This window comes from Phormidium yuhuli AB48 (assembly GCF_023983615.1).
In the GTDB taxonomy this organism is placed as follows: domain Bacteria; phylum Cyanobacteriota; class Cyanobacteriia; order Cyanobacteriales; family Geitlerinemataceae; genus Sodalinema; species Sodalinema yuhuli.
The window spans coordinates 3886033-3905864 of record NZ_CP098611.1; the positions used below are offsets into that span (position 1 = coordinate 3886033).

General features: G+C 53.6%; 18 protein-coding genes. 5 read left to right on the forward strand and 13 right to left on the reverse strand.

Translation table 11 applies throughout. The features are described 5' to 3' along the window. Nucleotides 1-214 precede the first annotated feature (214 nt). Complete coding sequence (locus tag NEA10_RS16670; RefSeq protein ID WP_252662481.1) at nucleotides 215-2077, forward strand: ABC transporter ATP-binding protein; 1863 nt, start codon at nucleotides 215-217, stop codon at nucleotides 2075-2077. Between the two features lie 110 nt (nucleotides 2078-2187). Here NEA10_RS16670 and larB read toward each other — a convergent pair whose 3' ends face one another. Genes larB through ispF form a run of 3 tightly spaced genes read right to left on the reverse strand, consistent with a single transcriptional unit; the run spans nucleotide 2188 to nucleotide 5309 of the window. After that, nucleotides 2188-2970: a nickel pincer cofactor biosynthesis protein LarB gene (larB, locus tag NEA10_RS16675; protein WP_252662482.1), complete on the reverse strand. Its 783-nt coding sequence runs from the start codon at nucleotides 2968-2970 to the stop codon at nucleotides 2188-2190. A 7-nt stretch (nucleotides 2971-2977) separates the two neighbouring features. Then, complete coding sequence (locus NEA10_RS16680; RefSeq protein ID WP_252662483.1) at nucleotides 2978-4768, reverse strand: ABC transporter substrate-binding protein; 1791 nt, start codon at nucleotides 4766-4768, stop codon at nucleotides 2978-2980. A gap of 55 nt (nucleotides 4769-4823) precedes the next feature. Then, a complete protein-coding gene (ispF, locus tag NEA10_RS16685) occupies nucleotides 4824-5309 on the reverse strand; it encodes a 2-C-methyl-D-erythritol 2,4-cyclodiphosphate synthase (protein WP_252662484.1) in 486 nt (161 codons plus the stop codon). 135 nt (nucleotides 5310-5444) lie between these two features. On the opposite strand from ispF, the gene NEA10_RS16690 reads away from it, so the two are divergent. From NEA10_RS16690 to nblR, 3 genes are all read left to right on the forward strand, one after another. After that, the gene (locus NEA10_RS16690; RefSeq protein WP_252662485.1) at nucleotides 5445-5750 is read left to right on the forward strand and encodes a carbon dioxide-concentrating mechanism protein CcmK; all 306 of its coding nucleotides are present in this window, start codon (nucleotides 5445-5447) and stop codon (nucleotides 5748-5750) included. A gap of 194 nt (nucleotides 5751-5944) precedes the next feature. Further along, nucleotides 5945-6301, forward strand: a complete 357-nt coding sequence (locus NEA10_RS16695; protein ID WP_159790816.1) for a carbon dioxide-concentrating mechanism protein CcmK — start codon at nucleotides 5945-5947, stop codon at nucleotides 6299-6301. A gap of 110 nt (nucleotides 6302-6411) precedes the next feature. Beyond that, nucleotides 6412-7131 carry a response regulator transcription factor NblR gene (gene nblR / locus NEA10_RS16700; protein WP_252662486.1) on the forward strand — a complete coding sequence of 240 codons (720 nt, stop codon included), beginning with the start codon at nucleotides 6412-6414 and terminating at the stop codon, nucleotides 7129-7131. A gap of 397 nt (nucleotides 7132-7528) precedes the next feature. Here the strand turns inward: nblR and NEA10_RS16705 are convergent, their stop codons facing one another. The 7 genes from NEA10_RS16705 to NEA10_RS16735 form a co-directional block, all read right to left on the reverse strand. Further along, a complete protein-coding gene (locus NEA10_RS16705) occupies nucleotides 7529-9442 on the reverse strand; it encodes a thiamine pyrophosphate-binding protein (RefSeq protein ID WP_252662487.1) in 1914 nt (637 codons plus the stop codon). Between the two features lie 29 nt (nucleotides 9443-9471). Further along, complete coding sequence (locus NEA10_RS16710; RefSeq protein WP_252662488.1) at nucleotides 9472-10368, reverse strand: M23 family metallopeptidase; 897 nt, start codon at nucleotides 10366-10368, stop codon at nucleotides 9472-9474. 205 nt (nucleotides 10369-10573) lie between these two features. Further along, nucleotides 10574-11224 (reverse strand): class I SAM-dependent methyltransferase, encoded by a 651-nt coding sequence (locus NEA10_RS16715; RefSeq protein ID WP_252662489.1) that lies wholly within the window; start codon nucleotides 11222-11224, stop codon nucleotides 10574-10576. Between the two features lie 10 nt (nucleotides 11225-11234). Next, complete coding sequence (locus NEA10_RS16720) at nucleotides 11235-12368, reverse strand: glycosyltransferase family 4 protein (protein ID WP_252662490.1); 1134 nt, start codon at nucleotides 12366-12368, stop codon at nucleotides 11235-11237. 101 nt (nucleotides 12369-12469) lie between these two features. Continuing rightward, complete coding sequence (locus tag NEA10_RS16725) at nucleotides 12470-13621, reverse strand: NAD-dependent epimerase/dehydratase family protein (RefSeq protein ID WP_252662491.1); 1152 nt, start codon at nucleotides 13619-13621, stop codon at nucleotides 12470-12472. Between the two features lie 153 nt (nucleotides 13622-13774). Further along, nucleotides 13775-14365: a chromophore lyase CpcT/CpeT gene (locus NEA10_RS16730; protein WP_252662492.1), complete on the reverse strand. Its 591-nt coding sequence runs from the start codon at nucleotides 14363-14365 to the stop codon at nucleotides 13775-13777. Between the two features lie 127 nt (nucleotides 14366-14492). Further along, complete coding sequence (locus tag NEA10_RS16735) at nucleotides 14493-15599, reverse strand: esterase-like activity of phytase family protein (protein ID WP_252662493.1); 1107 nt, start codon at nucleotides 15597-15599, stop codon at nucleotides 14493-14495. A 249-nt stretch (nucleotides 15600-15848) separates the two neighbouring features. Here NEA10_RS16735 and NEA10_RS21025 point away from each other — a divergent pair, with 249 nt between their 5' ends. Beyond that, nucleotides 15849-17099, forward strand: a complete 1251-nt coding sequence (locus NEA10_RS21025) for a tetratricopeptide repeat protein (protein WP_309494340.1) — start codon at nucleotides 15849-15851, stop codon at nucleotides 17097-17099. On the opposite strand, the gene NEA10_RS16750 is transcribed toward NEA10_RS21025, so the two are convergent. The 3 genes from NEA10_RS16750 to NEA10_RS16760 all read right to left on the reverse strand — a co-directional run bounded on the left by NEA10_RS16750 (nucleotide 17096) and on the right by NEA10_RS16760 (nucleotide 19760). Further along, a complete protein-coding gene (locus NEA10_RS16750; protein ID WP_252662494.1) occupies nucleotides 17096-17452 on the reverse strand; it encodes an FHA domain-containing protein in 357 nt (118 codons plus the stop codon). The genes NEA10_RS21025 and NEA10_RS16750 overlap by 4 nt on opposite strands. A gap of 388 nt (nucleotides 17453-17840) precedes the next feature. Next, nucleotides 17841-18347: a hypothetical protein gene (locus NEA10_RS16755; RefSeq protein WP_252662495.1), complete on the reverse strand. Its 507-nt coding sequence runs from the start codon at nucleotides 18345-18347 to the stop codon at nucleotides 17841-17843. A 21-nt stretch (nucleotides 18348-18368) separates the two neighbouring features. Further along, nucleotides 18369-19760, reverse strand: a complete 1392-nt coding sequence (locus tag NEA10_RS16760) for an aldehyde dehydrogenase (RefSeq protein ID WP_252662496.1) — start codon at nucleotides 19758-19760, stop codon at nucleotides 18369-18371. Nucleotides 19761-19832 lie beyond the last annotated feature (72 nt).

A 19832-nucleotide genomic window follows, 5' to 3' on the forward strand; every position in this document is an offset into this window, starting at 1 on the left:
ACCCAGTCAGAAACCGAGTTTCTTCAAGAAACCCGGTTTCTGGTATTCGATCCCAATTTACCCAGATATATTAGCCATTATCCAGAAACCCAGGGAAACATCCCCAAGAATTTACCTAAACTCAGGAAATTGATGCGATTTTTTGATAAGCTAGTCATAGGGGAAGTCCGCGCACCTGTGGTTCGCCCCGACAGACCCCGATTTTGGATGAACCTTGTCTAGACGCCGTAACCGCCCACTGGATCAGCCCCCCCTCCAACCCCCGAAGAAATCCCCGAAAACTCGGTTTCTTAATGTTCTTGCCAATACCCCCAAACTGGTTAAATTAGTTTGGCAAGCCGAACCCGGCTACCTCCTTCTCTCCGTCATTATCACCCTAATTCGCGGCTTAATTCCCGTCACCGAACTCTATATCACCAAACTGGTCGTCGATGAAGTTGTCGCCAATATCGGGCAACTTGAAGCCGCTGGCTTAACCATTTTAGGATTAGTTGGCTTACGATTTGCCATTAGTTTTCTATCAGAAGTTGCCAACCAAGTCAACAATTATAGCCTACAAGTTCTTAAAGATCGGTTTTCCATTCACGCCAACGGGGTCCTCATTCAGCAAGCCATTCGTCTGGATTTATCCCATTACGAATTACCCGAATTTCATGATACCCTCAGCCGCGCCCAACAAAGCGGTAGTGACTATCCCGTTCGCATTTTAGGAACCTTAACCGGGTTACTGGGGCAATTAGTGAGTTTCCTCAGTTCCATCGCCCTCTTGTTGCGATTCAGCCCCTGGGTGATGCTGTTATTACTGGTTACGTCCATTCCCGCACTTTGGGCCAGCGTTAAGTATTCAGGGCGGCGATTTTGGCTATCGCGATCGCAAACTCAAGCCGGCCGACGCGCCGATTACCTACAACGAGTCTTGACCCAAAACGCCTTCGCCAAAGAAGTCCGCTTGTTTCGTCTAGGAGACTATCTCCTGCAACAATGGATGGATATTCGTCGCCGCTTCAATAACGAATCGGCCTTCCTCTCCCGTCGTTTTGCCACCGTCCGGGGCGTAGCGGGAACGGTCGCCAACTTAGGCTACTATAGCGCCTATGGTTGGACGATTGTGCGGGCAGTTCAGGGAACCATTAGTATCGGTGACTTTACAATGTATTCCGGGGCATTTGCTCAAGCCCAAAACGTCTTACAGCAGATTTTACAAAGTATTGCCCAAACCTATGAATACAATCTCTATGTCTCCCAATACTTTGAGTTTTTAGACTTAGCCCCGAAAGTCGTAGAACCCCCCGAACCCAAACCCTTTCCCAACCCCATTCGTCAGGGTTTAGAATTACGCAATGTCAGTTTCACCTATCCAGGGGCCAGCGAACCCACCCTGGAAAACCTCAATTTAACCGTCAAACCCGGAGAAAGTATCGCCCTGGTGGGGGTGAATGGGGCGGGAAAAACGACCTTATTGAAGCTGGTGACGCGACTGTATGATCCCAGTGAGGGGGAGATTGCCGTTGATGGCGTTCCTCTCTCGGAAATCGCTTTGCAGGAGTTACGCCGTAACATTGGCGTGATTTTCCAGGATTTCGCCCGTTATAGTCTCACGGCCCAGGATAATATCGGTTTCGGGGATTTATCGCGGCGGGATGATCTCGGCCAGATTGATGCGGCGGCAGCCGCCGGGGGCGCGACGGAGGTGATTGAGGGGTTGGATCATGGCTATGAGACGATTTTGGGGAAAATTTTTGCTGGGGGAACGGATTTGTCGGGGGGACAATGGCAGAAAATTGGCATGGCCCGGGCGTTTATGAGTTCGGCACCGATTTTGATTTTGGATGAACCGACGGCGGCGTTGGATGCGATCGCGGAGTCGGAGTTATTTAGTCGCTTTCGTCGCCTCACGGAAGGACGGATGACGTTTTTTGTCAGTCACCGCTTTTCCACGGTTCGCATGGCCGATCGCATTGTGGTTCTGGAAAACCATCGTATTATCGAGGTGGGGTCTCATGCGGAACTGTTAGAGAGACGTGGCCTTTATGCCAAGATGTTTCATCTACAAGCGTCGAGTTATTTGGAAGGATAGGGATAGGGAACAGGGAACAGGGAACAGGGCAGGATGCGTCCCGGCATCAGTTCGGTTTGTCCCCGAGACGCATCGGTTTCAACTTGCCGGAACGCATCGCTTTTATGGGGTTAATGGGGCATTTTGCGGGTTAGGGTTTCTCCGGTTCGTAGGATTTGTCCGGCTAACATGGCCCCGCCAAAGCCGTTGTCGATATTCACGACCCCGATTCCTGTGGCGCAGGAGTTTAACATGGTGAGGAGGGGGGCTAAACCGCCGAAACTGGCCCCGTAGCCGATGCTGGTGGGAACGGCAATGACGGGCGCGTCGACTAATCCGGCGACGACACTGGGTAGGGCCCCTTCCATTCCGGCCACGACGATTAAGACATGGGCCTGTTTCAGTAAATGCTGGTTGCGGAGGAGGCGATGGATTCCCGCGACTCCCACATCCCAGAGACGAAATACCTCAAAACCACAGAGTTCAGCGGTGACGGCCGCTTCTTCGGCCACTGGGAGATCGGCGGTTCCGGCGCTGACTAAGCCAATGGTTCCTCGATGCTGGATGGGAAGGGGATTGGGGGCGATCGCACAGATGCGGGCCTGGGGATAGTAGCGTACCTGTCGCAGGCGATCGCGAATCAGACGATACACCTCCGGGGTGATACGGGTGGCCATAACCACCCCGGGGCGATCGCTCATCGCCATCATAATCTGCACAATCTGATCCGGGGTTTTGTCTTGTCCCCAAATCACCTCCGGAAAGCCGGTTCTCTCCCGTCGTTGCTGATCAATTTTGGCAAACTCCCCCACCGCCTCGTAGCCGATATCTTGGATTTTGTCAAGAGCAAAATCCGGAGCAACCTCTCCCCGGGCCACCGCCTCCAGCAGTGTCTGCAAACCCTCTGAGTCCATCGTCCACCTACTCCTCAATCCTCAATTCTGGCAAGTTCCAGAACATGCCGCCGATGGCTGAAAAGCGAGTTCCCTCAATGGTATTGCGCACCGCCCCCATCGATAGGGGATTCACCAGATAGATGAACGGTAAATTTTCTTGAACCAAAATCTGGGCTTGTCCATAAATTTCTCGGCGTTCCTCCTCACCAAACACCTGGGACCCTCGGATAAAGAGCGCTTCAATGTCTCGCTCCCAATCCTCAATAACTCGTCCTTCTAGGGGGGGGTCATCTCGATTTTGATTGAAACTATGTAAACGACCATCGACGGAAAAAATGGTCAAACTTCCATGGGGTTCAACGCCGCCGGTAAAGCCAAGTAAATGAGCTTCCCATCCTAGGGTATTACTGAGCTGATTGACCAAGTTATTAAAGTCCATGGGGGTAAAATTAACTTGAATCCCAATTCGACTCAAATCTTGACGAATTTGCGCCCCCATTGCCTCCCGGGTTTGGTTTCCAGCATTGGTAATCAGTTCAAATTGCACCCGATTCCCGTCTTCATCCAATAAACGACCCCGGTCATCATATTGGAATCCAGCCTCTAATAAGAGTTGCCGCGCCTTGTCTAAATCATGTTCATAGGTGGGCAATCCTTCCTCGGGGGACAGATAATAGGGACTCTGAATAGAAATCGGTGAATTTTGCGGTTCTCCTAACCCCCGAAAAATACTGTTAATCATCGTCTGCCGGTCAATGGCATGGGCGACGGCTTGACGAAAGGCTAGGGTATTAAACCATTTGGACTTAATGGGGTCAACTAAGGGCCGACCATTAGCATTACGACCGCGATTGAGATTAAAGGAAATAAAGGTTGTCCCCATTTGCGGGCCGTCTTCATAAATGCTGAAGTTGCCCCGTTCTTCTTCCTGTTTGAGTAAGGAAAAATGAGGTGGAGTGACGCCAATGGAACTCAAACCCCCAGACCGAAACTGTAACAACTGGGTATCCTGATTTTCCACCACCTGCCAGACGATACTGTTAATATGAGGTCTGGGGGTTCCGTCTTCCTCTTTATCCCAATAATAGGGATTGCGTTCAAAGCGAACTCGTTGCCCGGGTGTATATTGACTTAGGCGATAAGGACCATTACTAATAATCTCTTCAGGGGGAGTATTCGTTCCCCAAGTGGTATTAAAACGGGGGTCTCCATCTTCGTTGACATCCTCAACGGCCGACCGTAAAATATGCTCGGGGAGAATGGGAGATCCGAGGGTTCTGAGAATCGGGGAAAAGGGTTCTGGGAGGAGAACTTCAATGCGGCGATCGTCGAGTTTTTGGATGGTGGGAAATTCCCCACTCTCGCCAACTCGCAACACATCACGGGTTGAACTGGGGATGCGGCGGTTGAAGTAAATATCGTTGAAGGTAAAGATTACATCATCAGCCGTCAGCGGTTCCCCGTCAGACCAGCGTAATCCTTCTCGGAGGGTAAACACCAGTCGTAGATTATCCTCCGAGGTTTCCCAAGACTCCGCTAAGGCCGGAATCACCTCGGCTGTCTCTCCATCGGAGGTGACCAGTCCCTCGTAAATATAGGAGAAGACATTGGGAGACTCTTGGCTTAGGGCGGCGTTGAAGGTTTTGGGGTCACTGAGTTGTCCTAGAATGATCTGATTGCCATCAGCCTCGCGAACCCGGAACTGTTCGATCTGACAACTACTCAATCCCAACAGTAGCACCAGGGCCAGCAACCCCAGGCTGAGGAGGCGACGAAGTGGTCGCAGATGCGGCGAGATGGGAGTTAAGACAAACATAATGGGGAGTCACAATAGACGGGAATCTCTAGGCTAACCGATCGCAGGGGGATGCTTAGGAATCCAGGGCACTCAGCAACACCACCGCATGAACCGCGATTCCTTCTTCTCGTCCCATTGGGCCCAGGGTTTCGTTGGTGGTGGCTTTAATCCCGATGAGGGTGGGGTCTAAGTCTAGGGTATCAGCTAGGTTCTCCTGCATATCGTGAAGATGGGGTTTGAGTTTGGGTCGTTCGGCAATGATAACGCTGTCGAGATTGCTGATGGTCCAGCCTTTTTTGTGGATGAGGCGGTTGACTTGTTGCAAGAGGGTTAAACTGTTGGCCCCGCGCCATTTTTCATCGGTGGGGGGAAAGTAATGGCCAATGTCCCCCAGACTCAGTGCCCCTAGCATCGCATCCATGATGGCATGGGTCAGCACGTCGGCATCACTGTGGCCGTCGAGTCCGCGATCGTGGGGGAGAACTACACCCCCGAGGATGAGGGGCCGTCCTTCTACCAGACGGTGAATGTCGTAGCCGTTGCCGATGCGAAGCTTCATTTAGGTCAAGAAACTTTACGTTTTTTGTCGTTCTTGCTTCCTATCGTAACTTGGGCCGGTTCAGTTGTACAGTTGGGTACAGTTACCTTGTACAATAGGGTAGCCCAATCTAATGCTACGAGGACGCTTTATCTGATGCCCGTTGCCGTCGGTATGATTCAAAGCTTGGGGTTTCCTTCCATTTTAGCGGCAGCTGATGCTTCTGTGAAAGCTGCTCGCGTGACCCTAGTTTATTTTGACAAGGCTGAAAGTGGTCAGTTTGCGATCGCCTTTCGGGGGCCGGTTTCAGAAGTTAAGGCAGCAATGGAGGCCGGTTTGGCTGCTGTTGAAAATACCTTTGGGGGACAAATAATGTCTCACTATATTGTCCCTAATCCACCGGAGAATATCGTGGCGGTTCTGCCAATTGACTATACAGAAACCAGTGAGCCCTTCCGATGAGTTGTTGTCCATCCCTTGCCATGAGGATGGGGGATGATCGATAATTCTCCAACTGGGTGAGGTCAATGGACTAGAAATCGCTACATTGGGCTTGAATAAGCTTCAAGAAAGCGCTTAGATAAAACCGCTTCACGTAATACACCTTTAACCGGGGGTGATTGTGCCCCAACTGTGCCAAATTTAGGAGACGAACCGTGACACAACAGGCAGTAGGATCGATTGAAACAAAAGGATTTCCCGGCGTTATGGCGGCCGCCGACGCGATGGTCAAGGCCGGACGAGTGACGCTCGTGGGCTATATTCGGGTGGGAAGCGCCCGCTTCAACATCAACATCCGTGGGGATGTCTCGGAGGTGAAAACGGCCATGGATGCGGGAATCGCTGCCGTGGAACGCACCTATGGGGCGACGTTAGAATCTTGGGTAATTATTCCCCGTCCCCATGAGAATATTGTGGCGGTTCTCCCCATTGATTATGGTCCGGATGTGGAAGAGTTCCGGGATGCGGTGAATGGCGGCCGTTTGCCCCGTTCGCTGTCGAGTGGTTCCTAACGCTAGGGTTGGGAATCTTGCTTGGCCCGGTGTTCTCGCTAACGCCGGGTTTTGAGTTTTCCAGGATGGTTCGGCGATCGCCCCTGATCGAGAGTGTTAACGTTACTGTTATGGATACTGTTACCTTAGAGTTGCAATCGTCGGTGTTGGTGGTTGAACCGGATACAACCCTGGCCCAACGGATCGCCTTGGATTTACAGGAAGCTGGCTATGAAGTGGCGATCGCCCATGAAGCGAATCATGGCTTACACCAGGTTGAGGAAATACAACCGGGGTTAATTGCCATCAACCGCATTCTCCCGGGACATTCTGGCTTATGGCTGTGTAAGCATCTGCGCAGCCTGGGCAATCGTGCTGTGGTGATGATGATGTTGACTGGGGACACTCTAGACGATCGGGTGGCCTGTTTGGAAGCGGGGGCTGATGATTATCTGATTAAGCCCTACCGTTCCCCTGAATTTCTTAAAATGGTGGCGTTTTATCTCAAGCCGGAACGTCCCGACACCAATCAGTTACGTTTTGCCGATCTCCTGTTGGACTTACCCACTCGCCAAGCCTTTCGCGGTGGACGTGTGGGGAATGGCAATGGGGAACGGGCGATCGATTTGACGATGAAAGAGTTTGAACTTCTCAAGTATTTGATGGAACATCCCCGAGAAGTGCTAACCCGTGAACAAATCCTGGAAAATGTCTGGGGCTATGAGTTTATGGGGGAATCGAATGTGATTGAGGTCTATATCCGCTATTTACGGCTGAAAATCGAGAATGAAGGGGATAGGCGACTGATTCAGACGGTGCGGGGTGTGGGCTATGTGTTGCGGGATGGTTAGGGGTAGGGTGTGTTCCAGCTGGCAAGGTTTGTTGACCTTGGGCGTTCGATTTGAACTTGCCGGAACGCACCGCTCGCTGGGGGAACACACCAGGTCATCGGGGTAGGGTGTGTTCCGGCTGGCAAGGTTTGTTGACCTTGGGCGTTCGATTTGAACTTGCCGGAACGCACCGCTCGCTGGGGGAATACACCAGGTCATCGGGGTAGGGTGTGTTCCGGCTGGCAAGGTTTGTTGACCTTGGGCGTTCGATTTGAACTTGCCGGAACGCACCGCTCGCTGGGGGAATACACCCTGGCCCCTCCGCTGGAGGGACCTACCCCGCCCTGACGGGCACCCCTCCCGAGAGGGGAGAACCCACCCCGCCCTGACGGGCACCCCTCCCGAGAGGGGAGAGGGGTTAGCTGGCTAGTTCTTTGACTTTGGCCATGATGCCGTCAGAGTCAATTCCTTGGTGGGGGAATTGCTCCCAGAGACCGCCACAGCCTTCTTCGTGAGTTCCGAGGAAGGCGAATTTGGGCGAGAACCCTCGTTCTAATAACCAACTGCCGAAACGGCTGCCTAAACCGGTGCGACGGTTGAAGGCTTCCACCACTAGGACCATGGGGGAATTGCCCAACTTGGTCATCATCTCTTCGTCCACAACATTCAGAGTGGGTTTGTTGATTAAGCCCACATCAATCCCCTCTTGCTTGAGACGTTCGACCGCATCTAGGGCGCGATAGAGAGATTCGCCGAAGCTGACCACGTAACCGGCGGTTCCTTCCCGGATGACTTCGTCTTTGCCGGGGGTGAACTCGTAGTTCTTACCGAAAAAGTCGTTCCCGTCACTGTCGAGGATGTTGGGAACTTTGGAGCGGGTGGAGAAGACAAAGCGTAGGCCGGGGTCGCCGAAGACTTTGTTCACCACTGCCGTCATCTGGCTGGCATCGGCGGGGAAGTAAAGCCGCGTTTCATAGCCGTCATCTAAACCATTGTCGGCGAACATGTTGTTTAAGCCGAAGTGACAGGTGTTGTCCGCCATGTCGTCAATCCCAGAGTGGGAGAAATGACAGAGAACATTGGAGTAGTTCAACCGGGCCATGGTGATTTCCGAGATGCACATCTCTAGGAAGGCACTGAAGGTTCCGAAAATCCCCTGTTTACCCGTTTCCATGCCGAAACCGGCGGCGGCGGAGAAGTTGCTGCGCTCCATAATCCCGCCACTGACGTAGATTTCGGGGGCAGCTTCGCGAATGTAGGCTAGACCACAAGAGCCTTCGAGGTCACTGTCAACGCAGAGAACACTCTTCTTGCGGGTGTCGGCATCCATTCCTGACAGGATTTCGGCGACGGTTTGACCGAAGACGTTACGGTTGGAGCCGAGTTTGTCCCCTGAACCTAGATAGGTGTTGGGGTTTTTGGGCTTCTCGATGCCTTCGAGGAAGCTCACGGCGGCATCTTGACCCCGGGCTTTGAGGTAGGTGAGGGCAGCATCGACGGGGATCACGTCGTGGCCATGGGTTGAGCCTTCGATGCCTTCAATGCCGACGGCCATTTTGCGGCTATTGACGACGGCGACGGGACCGGTGGCGGTGATGGCTTCACACATCCGACCGTAGAGGTCGTCGATATCTTCGCCGTCCCCTTCTAGGACGGTTAAGCCATGACCTTTCAGGGTTTGGGCGACGCTGAAACCGGGGAGATAGTCGGAGGGATGACCGGCGATGGTGACATCGTTGTCATCGATAAAGAGTTTGACGTTGAGGTTTTGGGCCACGGCAAAGCGGGCGGCTTCGGCATCGTTGCCTTCTTGTTGGGAGCCGTCAGAACCGAGACAGCAGACCACTTTGGGGGAGTTGGCGATCGCCACCCCGTTAATATAAGACCACATATGACCCAGACGACCGGAACTGAACTTGACGCCGGGGGTCAGTCCTAATTCCGGGTGACCGGGGAGTTTGGCGTGGGCTTCCCGATAACGCACCAGTTGTTCGGCGGGTAGGTCACCATAAAGAGCCGCCATGAGATATTGGGTGGCAACCCGGTGGCCGGCTTCGTCGAAGAAGATGGGGACGAAGTGATCAGGGCTGCCCCGGAAAAAGGCATCCAGGATGGCCACTTCTGGGGCGGTGTCGTAAGGGCCGCCGGTATGGCCGCCGACACCCCGGGCTGCACCGGTGGCGGTGAAGAAGATGATGGCATCCCGCATTAGTTGGATGTTGGCTTTCAGGGTTGCCCGTTGCTCATCGGTGAGAGTTTTGACGTTGGGGTCGAGTTTTAGGGGCTGGTAAGCACCCAAGTCAATGGGAAATTTGGTTTGTGTAGCAGTCATAGGGTAGTTATCCTGTTGAGCAAACTTGGTTAATCGGCGACCCGTGTCGTGACGGGGGCTTCGGATTCGTTGGGAAGCGGGGCCCGAGTCAAACCTGAACGCCGGACAAGAAACGGTTGCGGATCGATCGCCTCGTTGTCCTCAAAAATAGAATAGTGCAAATGGGGAGCGGTGGAACGTCCAGTGCTACCGACTAAGCCAACTAGATCGCCACGCTCGACCTCTTCTCCCCATTCTACGGAAATTTTGGAGAGGTGAGCATAGAGGGTGAGGTAGCCGTTGCCGTGATCGACTTCGACATATTTGCCATAGCCGCTCCCCCAGCCGGCATGGGTGACGGTTCCGGCGGCGGTGGTGATGACGGGATCTCCGGGATCTCCGGCAAAGTCAAGGCCGTTATGAAATTCTTTGCCGAAGCCGAAGGGGTTTTGCCGTTTGCCGAAGTGAGAGGTGATGTGGGTGGGGACTTTGAGGGGGACTCCCTGGGGAATGGCTTTTTCCTGTTCTAAGACATTTTCCAGGGCCGGCTGCACGCGATCGCTCAAGTCGGTGGTGAGGCGACTGACATGGCTTTCAGCATTACTGAGCAACTCGGCAGCGTTGAGAGGACGCAGAACCGGACCCCCCTGTCCCCGTTCTGGGTAGGTGAGGGGGTCGTCGGACATTCCGGAACGTTGTTTGAGTTCTTCGAGTTGGGCTTCGAGACCTTCCACCTGTTCGAGTATGTCTTCGGCCCGGCGATCCAGTTCGGCCCGATTGGCTCGATCGCCTTGCCAAACTTGTAGTCCTGCGAGTCCTATCCCCCCAGCTATTAAGGTTCCTAAGGTTGCGATCGCCAGTCTTAAGGGCAGTCCCACCAACAGCACGAAGGGACGCTGTCCGGCTCGCTTGATGGTGAGGGTATAGGGTCTAGGGAGTAGTTGCATGACGCTTAGATAGATGTCAGGGCCGAGTGTTGGAACAAGGCAGATGAATCCCGAAGTTGTAATTTTTATTAAGATTTTCGACAAGATTGTCAAAGTGTATCGGATAACACTTCAGAAGGCAAATTTTTTCCAGCCTTTATCAGGCCTCTCCTAGCTCTCCCCATCTGGGAGATGGCTCAATGAGGCTTCGCTGGCCCTGATGGCCCTAGGCTTTACGAAGTAGGACAACGTTACGCCGAGGGATTTCACAGTGATAGCCCCACTGTTGGGCAATCACCTCGAAGCTGTACTGGCGATAAAAGGTGACATGGGTGGGATGGCGGCGATAATGCCAGTTGGCGAAGGCTCGATCCTCGGTCTGAAAGCAGGTCATGATGGCTAGCCAGCCTCCCGGGTTGAGGAGATCCCTGAGTTGGTCGAATTCTGAGGCGGGTTGATGGAAATGTTCGACGACTTCGCTACAGGTGATGAAATCGTAGCGGTGTTGTAGAGGGGTGCGATCGCCGAAAAAGAAGGGGTCATAGAGGGCCAGGGAATGGCCGGCTGCCTCGAACATCGGTTTCAAGGCAGACGCCGCCCCACATCCATAGTCTAATCCCTGTTGTTGGGGGGCTAAGCGAGACAACAGAGGATCGGCTAAACGGTGCAAAAACTGACGATAGCCGTCATCGTTGGGGTCATTTTCATGCAGCTCGTAGCGTTCTCGCTCAAACTCCGGTCCTGGCAACTGTTCGGCGGCTAGAAAGGTCGCCTGACAGTGATTACAGCGCCAATAATGGCGATCGCCCACGGTCATAAAAAACACAACCTGGGGCGATCGGCAAACTCGACAGACCTTCGGGGCTTGACAATCCATCTAAAGTATGCTAAGCAGCCGGAACAAGAGACGCCGCCGCCAGTACCTGAGCGTAGAACTGCTGTAACTGTTGCGTTGCCGCACTCCAGCCCCAACGTTCGGCCTCCTGACGGGCATTGAGGCGCAGGGTTTCCCGTTCCTCCTGATTGGCTAACAGCCGTTGGGTGGCCACGACTGCCCCCTGGTCATCCGCCGGATCGAACAAATAGCCATTCTTACCATCAGTGACAATATCCAAAATACCACCGGTTCCTGCGGCCACCACCGGACAGCCCGCCGCCATCGCCTCTAACAAGACTAAGCCGAGGGTTTCCGTGCGAGAGGGGAAAATAAAGGCATCCGCCGAGGCGTAGGCCGACGCTAACTCTAACCCTTGGAGATAGCCCACAAACTGGGTGGCGGTTCCCTGGAAATGAGCCTCCAAGGCCTCCCGATGGGGACCTCCGCCGACTAAGGCCAAACGGGCCTGGGGAATCGACTCCAACACCGGGCGAATTTGCTCAATCTCTTTCTCCGCCGAGAGTCGTCCCACATAGAGTAACAGGGGTGCTTCCGGATGGCCATCACTGAGGCGCGATCGCATCTTCTCACTGGCTAAACTCGGCTGGAACATCTCCGTATCCACCCCACGCTGCCATAAATCCGTCCGTTCAATGCCATGGGAACTCAACTCTTGCACCATGATGCTGGAGGTACAAAGGTTTAACTGAGCCTGATTATGAGCCGAGCGTAACAGTCCCCAGAGGACGTCCTCAAACATCCCCAATCCATAATGCTGTAGATATTGAGGCAAATGGGTATGGTAGGACGCCACCAAGGGCAGATTCATCGATTTAGCGTAGTACAGTCCGCCCAACCCCAGCACCGCCGGATTCACCACATGAATCAAATCGGGCTTAAAGTCTTCCAGGACTGGACGAATCGAGGGATTGGGAACCGCCAACTTCAGTTCAGGATACAGAGGCAGCGGGAACCCTGGTACACCAAAGATTTTCGCTCCCTTATATTCCGTCAGTCCACCATCGGGGGAGACGACCAGAACCTCATCTCCCAGACGTTGGAGATGTTCCACAGTATGCCGTAAGCGGGTGACAATACCATCGACTTTCGGCAGGAAGGTTTCAGTAAATAGAGCAATACGCATAGGCACTCTAGCGGAATGAAGGGATAAAAGAACCAGGTGGGGCAATCTGGGGGACTGCCCACAAAGCGGCCGTGCAGCTTACCCTGGAAAAACACGGGGAGTTAACGCCGCCAGCGTACTTTCGGGAGAATTTGGTCTTTATCCACCCGCCCCTTGTATTTAATGGCAAAGTTGAGCAGTGAATCCAGCAGGGAGTCCGAGAGGTTATGCGGTTGTAAGCCCAAATCAATGAGTTTTGTGTTTTTGGCGTTGAAATAATGGTCTTCTAGTTCAACCCGAGGGTTCTCCAAGTGGTCAATCTCGACTTTTAAGCCCAACGCTGAACTCGCTTGCTGTACTTTCAGGGCTAAGTCGGCCACGCTGAACATTTCTGTGAACTGGTTGAAGACGCGGAACTCTCCGGCATCGGCGGGATTTTCCACGGCAATTTCAATACAACGCACGGTATCCCGGATATCGAGAAGGGCACGGGTTTGTCCACCCTTACCATAGACCGTCAAGGGATGACCGATCGCCGCTTGAATGCAGAAGCGGTTGAGCGCGGTTCCATAGATACCATCATAGTCGAGACGGTTGACGAGCAGTTCATCCATGCCCGTCTCTTCCGTCAATACCCCATAGACAATGCCCTGGTTTAAGTCCGTCGCCCGTAAGCCCCAGATTTTGCAGGCAAACTGGATATTGTGGCTGTCATGGACTTTGCTGAGGTGGTAGAAGCTACCGGGCTGCTTGGGATAGGGTAGGGTATCCTTGCGGCCGTTATGTTCAATGGTGATGTAGCCTTCCTCAATATCGATATTGGGGGTTCCATACTCACCCATGGTTCCGAGTTTCACCAGATGGCAATCGGGGAAGTCTTCTTTGAGGATATACAGAAGATTCAGATTGCCAATGACGTTGTTGGCTTGAGTGAGAACCGCATGTTCGCGGTCAATCATCGAGAAGGGGGCCGAACGCTGTTCGCCAAAGTGAACCACCGCCTCGGGTTCAAACTGGTGCATCGCCTCACTCAAGAAGGGATAATCGTTGATATCCCCGATAAATAATTCGATGCGTTTGCCCGTGAGTTCATACCAGCGTTGAAGCCGACGCTGAATCGGGGCGATGGGGGTCAGGGTTTCAATTTTGAGCTGGGAATCCCAATGACGACGGACTAAACTGTCAAGGATGGCAACATCATGACCGCGATTAGACAAGTAGAGTGCTGTTGCCCATCCACAGTAGCCGTCACCGCCAATAACAAGTACTTTCATCTTGTGGTTTGTTATACGATTGCTGAGCTGATACTCGCTAAATCTACCAGGTTTGGTGTACCTTGTGACACCGGGCTAGATGGCTTAACGGTAAGATCTGCCGATGGTAGTAATTTGGGAGAGGTTCGGGCGATCGCCCCACTGTAACCGAGATTACAAATCTAGTTCCTGAGCAAAACTGGTCACCCGCTCAAACTCAAAGGCTCCGGCCACAGACCCCCAGACTCGCTCCCCAGTCTCAGGATTACGTCCACGATCGAGGGTTCGGAAGTGATGCTCGCTGATTTCAAAGCGACTATCCAGGTAGGTGGTTTGACCGTTGCGTTCCACGATACACTGATTCCCCGGCTCTACGACTCCGGCAAAGCTGTTCTCCTGACGTTCGACCACAAAGTTACAGCCACATAAACGACTCAGGTGTTCAGGGGTTAAGGCGGTTAGGCGATGGGGTTCTCGGGAGGCACCAAAAAATTCCTCGGCGTTCTCGATGGCATAATTCTCGATAATCAACCCTCCATCTTCCTCTTTCAGCATCAATACCCGAGTCCGGTAGGGGCGATTTAAAGCATATTCATAGGCCTGTTCAAGGTAAAAGCTTACTCCTCCAAATTTATCTGATGGTAAGGGACGTAAGCAGGCCCGAACATGGGCAAAGAGGGGGGGATTATCAAAGGCTTGCTGTTGATTGCTAAAATCTGAAGCCATCCAGCGAGCGAGGGTTGTGATATCGTCAGAGCTTGTCATGGGGGAACAGGGAACAGGGAACAGGGAACAGGGGGAAGAAGGCAAAAGGCAGGAGGCAGGAGGCTTGAATCGATCGGGATCAATTTTCCGAGATTCAGGCCCCCCTGTCAATTTTTGGCCTGGGGTCCTAGCGTTGTGAGGTGAGTCGGAGGAGGACAAATTGGTTGACTTGATTGTCTCGGAAATTGTCGTCGCTGACTAGGATAAGACTCTGAGAACCATCGGGGAGTCGGGGTCCGAAGGTCATTCCTTCGAGGTTGTCGGGGTGGAATCCCTCAATATAATTGAGGTTTAAGAGGAGTTGTTTTTCCACTGGCTGAAAGTCCTTGGCATCCCCTTGTAAGTAGGTTAGGGTCGAAACATCACTCGCGGAGGCGATCGCCATCTGGAAGAGTTTCGCTCCAAATCCTTCGGCACCAAAGGTGCGTTCTAAACTCAGGAAATAGCCCCCAGGCCGGGAACGTAGAGCATTGGCCCCATCCAGGGACAGCAGTTCCACTAAGCCATTATTCACCGTCAGCAAGGAGGGCGGCTCGTCTAAGGGATAGAGATGTTCCGCGACTACTTGGGCCCGATTTTCCACCACCACATAATGTAAGAGCCGCGTCGTCAGGGGAACGGGATCGTCAGGGGGGGCCTGTTGTCGTTGTTCTTCGAGCCAGGGTAAATCTTGTAACAAGGCTGATTCGGTGGCGGCGAAGACTCGGTAGGGTTCCCCGGTTCCCACACCGCCAATGGTGAGAGATTCAAAGCCGAGATTGTTTTGAACCCCTAGGGTTTGCTCGGAACCGGCCGCATCGGGAATCATGTAGCTGGGAACCGGTAGGGCCCGTAAGCGTCGGCCGGTGGTTAAATCAAATTCATCGACAAAGGGGGGAATCCCGTCTTGAGACACTCCCTCACTGGCGATGAAGAGAGTGCGATCAGGAGAGAGGGCAATTCCTTCGGGGTCAATGGTGCCGGGGGGGAAGAGTTCCCCAGCCTCATCCCGCAGCAGGGTAACATCCTTAATGGTGATCTTGCGAATCTGGAACAGATCCGGATCCTTCCCGCCAATGTCGATTGATAATGTATAAAATCGAGCGGGAGAGACGAAGCCCCGATCATCTGATAAGGCGTAGTAGTTCCCCGTTTGACGGTCATACGTAATGGCGGAGAGACCGCCGATGCGAGTCTTCTCAATCTCCTGGCTGGGGAGAACAGACTCATCAAGTAACTCTAGGGATAGGGGCAAAAAGAGTCGATCTTCGGCTTGGATACGGGGTACGTCACAACCAGAGAGGATCAACAGAAGGCAGAGTACGGCCAATGATAGGATCCGCTGATAGATCGTCTGACGTCCTCTCAACCCCCTGGCTAGGCGATCGGTCTGCATCGGTTGTTCTCCTTGCGTTTGGATGGTTGGATGGCTCTGATGTCCTGGATGATCTGGGTCTCGCTCATGGTTTCATTTCGTTGTCGTTCCTCTCGTTGATGTCAGCTTATGTCTTCTAAGTTTGCCTTTCAAGTGTTTACTGTATCAGTCCAGGCTCTGACCTTGCTGGTGTTGGGGTTGGGGATCTTGACTCTGGGAGCCGAGAGTGCTGTGGCCCGGGAACCGTCACGGCAGAGATCTCTGGCGAATCCGTTGGAGTTGACGGAGGTGGACCCGCTGATTCCTGAGGCGGTTTGGCAGGGAGAGGTCGGGCTAACGGAGGCACAACGGGGTGGTTTGGCCATGACGTTGGATCAGCTGAATGTGGAGGCGATGGCGGCCTTCTCGGAGGGACGGGTGAGTGAGGCGTTTGAGTTGTGGAATCGTGAGTTACGACTGCGACGCTTTTTGGGGACTCAGGCGGAGTTGGAGGCGTTGCAACGGGTGGGGCAATTGGCCTGGGACCAAGAGGAGTTTTATCAGCTTCAGGTGATTCGAGAACGGTTACGGCGGATTCAGAGGCAGGAACTGGAGGAGGTGGAACGGCCCAATTTAGAACGGTTGCTGGCCTTGGCCCAAACCTATGAGACGGTGGGGGCCCGCTCGGCGGCCCTGGAGGTCTATGAGGCGGTGTTGGAGTGGGCGCGATCGCAGGGGGATGAAGCGCAACAAGAGGAAGCGTGGCAACGGCTGGGGGAGACGGCTCTACAAGACCTTAATTATGAGGCGGCGGCGTCGGCCTATGAGGCCTTGCGGGAGTTGGCCCGTCAGCGGGGCGATCGCGAGCAGGAGGGGGTCTATTTGAGGGAGTTGGCTTATATCTACGATCGCCTCCAGGCCTATGACCAGGCGATCGAGGTCAAGCAGGAGTTAATCGCCTATTACCGGGGTCTTAATAATATCGCCCGGGTCACAGCACTGAAAATTGCTGTGGGTCAGGATTGGGACAACCTACAACGTCCCAATGAGGCCATCGCCCAGTATCAACAGGCCTATCGTTTAGCTTGGGAGGCCCTCCAGTTTTATCGCGCTCAGGAAGCCCTAACGGCCCTGGCTCAGCTTTATGAACGCTATGATGACTGGGAAGCAGCATTAGAGGTCTACCAGGCTCAGGTTGAAACCCATGAAATTGCCCGCAATCACTATGGCTTGATGATGACCTATGGCCGTATGGGCCAAGTTCAGCAACAGCAGCGAAACTACCCGGCGGCACTCAACTCCTTTCGTCGGGGATTACAACTAGCTCAGCAACTGGGCAACCGGGAAGCCTATTTTCAACGTCATATTGAAACGGTCAACCGAGCCTTGGCAGGGGATTAAGGGTCAACGGGATGGGCCGTTAGGTAATCCTTGGCGGTCTGGTGTTCTGGCTGAAAATCTAGGCGCAGTTGTAAGCGTGGCCCCGTTGACCCTAAACGAATGATCATTCCATCATCGACTGGTGACTGATGAACGGGTTTCCCTTCAACAAAAGTGCCATTGGCACCAAAATTAATCAGTTGCCAGTGACCCTGGTGATTCCAAAGTTCCAGGTGACGGCGGGAAACTAGAGAACCGTGAATCACGACATCATTCTCTTTGGAGCGCCCCACCCGCACAACGGAGTCTTGCTTGAAGGTCCAACTGCGGATGGGTTCAGCTTGAGTTGGATGAATCAGAAAAATCGTGATCACAATGGCAACCCGGACGAAAGAAAACTATCCTAGAGCAGGACAGGGGATAAGCCTGACTCGCGCCGTTGAGGGCGAAGGCTTGATGTTGACGTAGATGCCCGGCAGTGGTAGAAGGTGTAACCGCCGTAACGGTTGCCCTTCAATGTTATCGTATTATGCGATCGCTTAGGAGGGAACTTCCTTGGCTGCGGTCACCATCTGGTAAGGATTATAAGGATTTTAGAAGACGATAGTAGAAGAGCGCAGGAGTCATCCTCGATCGCTGAGGTGGGCCAGTTGGGGCAGCAACGCCCCGAGGAGAATAGTCGTGAGGGGCGATGTCCCGTTCAAACCCATGGCGGCGGGGATGGGTTGCCAGAGCTGGGATGGGGAGGGGCAACTGGGAAGTTTAGGATCCGGTGGAGGGGGAGATCTCTTTTCCTTTGGGGAGTAGGGTGATGGCGTCGGCGAGGGCCCCGGTTAGCTCGGTTCGGGTTTTTTGGTGTTGTTGTTGTTCGCTGTCGATGGCGGCTTCTAGGGTTTGAACTCGCTCTAGAAGACGATCGCGCTCTAGGGACAGGTCAAGCACTTGCTCTTGGAGTTGGCTGATATCCAAGCCATCTAAGGTCTGCTGACGTTGACGGCGGCGCTCGTCTTCTGATGGGTTCGGGGGGGTGTCCCGTTCTTGCAGCCGTGCAACGAGGTCGCCGATACGCTCTTGTCCTCGTTGCACATCCTGGCGACGTTGTTCGGCTTCTCGGTTATAGAGCGATCGCCAATGGTCGCCCTGTTTCTGGGCCTGGGCGATCGCCTCGCGGGCTTCTAGGAGTTGCTGTTTGAGTTGGCTAATCTCCTTGAGCCATTGGCTGACATTTTGGGTCAGTTGTTGGGAGTTGGGGGGTTGGGGAGTCTCCATAAGTCTTCGCAGTTGAGGACGTTAGACACCAATCACTCGTTTAATGAGTCCGAGTTTGCCCTGATAGGGGGCATAACGCCAGTTGAGGTCGAACCAGAGGCCTTTGTTCAGCACGCTTTTGTAATGGCTAAAGCCATCAAAACTGGCCTTTCCATGATACTTGCCAAGACCACTCGCACCGACTCCCCCAAAGGGCAGTTCTGGGACGGCTAATTGCATAATGGTATCGTTGACGCAAACTCCCCCAGAGGAGGTCTGTTGCAAAACTTGCTGTTGCACGGCTTTACGGTTGGAGAAGATGTACAGGGCCAGGGGTTTGGGGCGGGCGTTAATTTGGGCGATCGCCTCTTCTAAACGGTCATAGGTTAACACAGGCAGAATCGGTCCGAAGATTTCCTCCTGCATAATCGGGTCATCCCAGGTAATCCCATCCAGAACGGTGGGGGCGATGTAGCGTTGGCTGCGATCGCAGGTTCCCCCCGCGACGACGGTTCCGTTATTGAGGAAGGCGGCGACGCGATCGAAATGCTGTTGACTCACTAACCGTCCTAAATCGGGACTCTCGGCTGGATTTTCCCCAAAGAACTCTTGAAGGTAGCCTTTAATCTGCGCTAGCAGCTCGTCCTTACAACGGCGATCAACCAGGAGATAGTCAGGGGCGATGCAGGTCTGTCCCGCGTTGACGAATTTGCCCCAGGTCAGCCGTTTAGCGGCCACGGGGAGATTCACTTCAGCATCGACAATACAGGGACTTTTTCCTCCCAGTTCCAGGGTGACGGGGGTTAAATGCTCGGCGGCGGCCGCCATAACAATCTTGCCGATACGAGTGCTACCGGTGAAGAAAATATGGTCGAAGCGTTGGGCCAGCAGATCTTGACTGGTCTCGACGCCTCCCTCTAAGCAACTCACATAGGCGGGGTCGAAGGTGGCTTCGATTAACTCTCGGATAACGTGGGAGGTATGGGGGGAGAGTTCTGAGGGTTTGACGATGGCGCAGTTTCCGGCGGCGATCGCCCCGACGAGGGGACTAATACTCAGTTGAAAGGGATAGTTCCAGGGGGAGATAATCAGCACCACCCCCAGGGGTTCAGGGTAAATCCGTCCTCGGGAGGGAAACTGATCCAGGCCAGTTCGGATGGTTTGGGGTTTGACCCAGGATTTTAGATGTTTGATGGCATAGTTGACTTCGGCGATGGCCGCAATTTCAAAGTAAGCCTCAAATTCTGGACGACCCAAATCGGCATGGACGGCTTCAACAATGGCGGCGCTACGCTCTTGGATAGCGTCTTTGAGCCGTTGGAGCTGCTCAAGACGAAACTGGACATCTTGGGATTGACCGCTGGCAAAAAATTGCCGCTGCTGCTGCAACCGTTCGGCGGCTAGGGATGAGACTTGGGTTGGGGTTAGGGTCATCGTGGCTGATGCTGGAGACTCAACAAAATAGGAGAGAGTTGTCCATCTGAACCGACTCTCTCCCCTATTGTA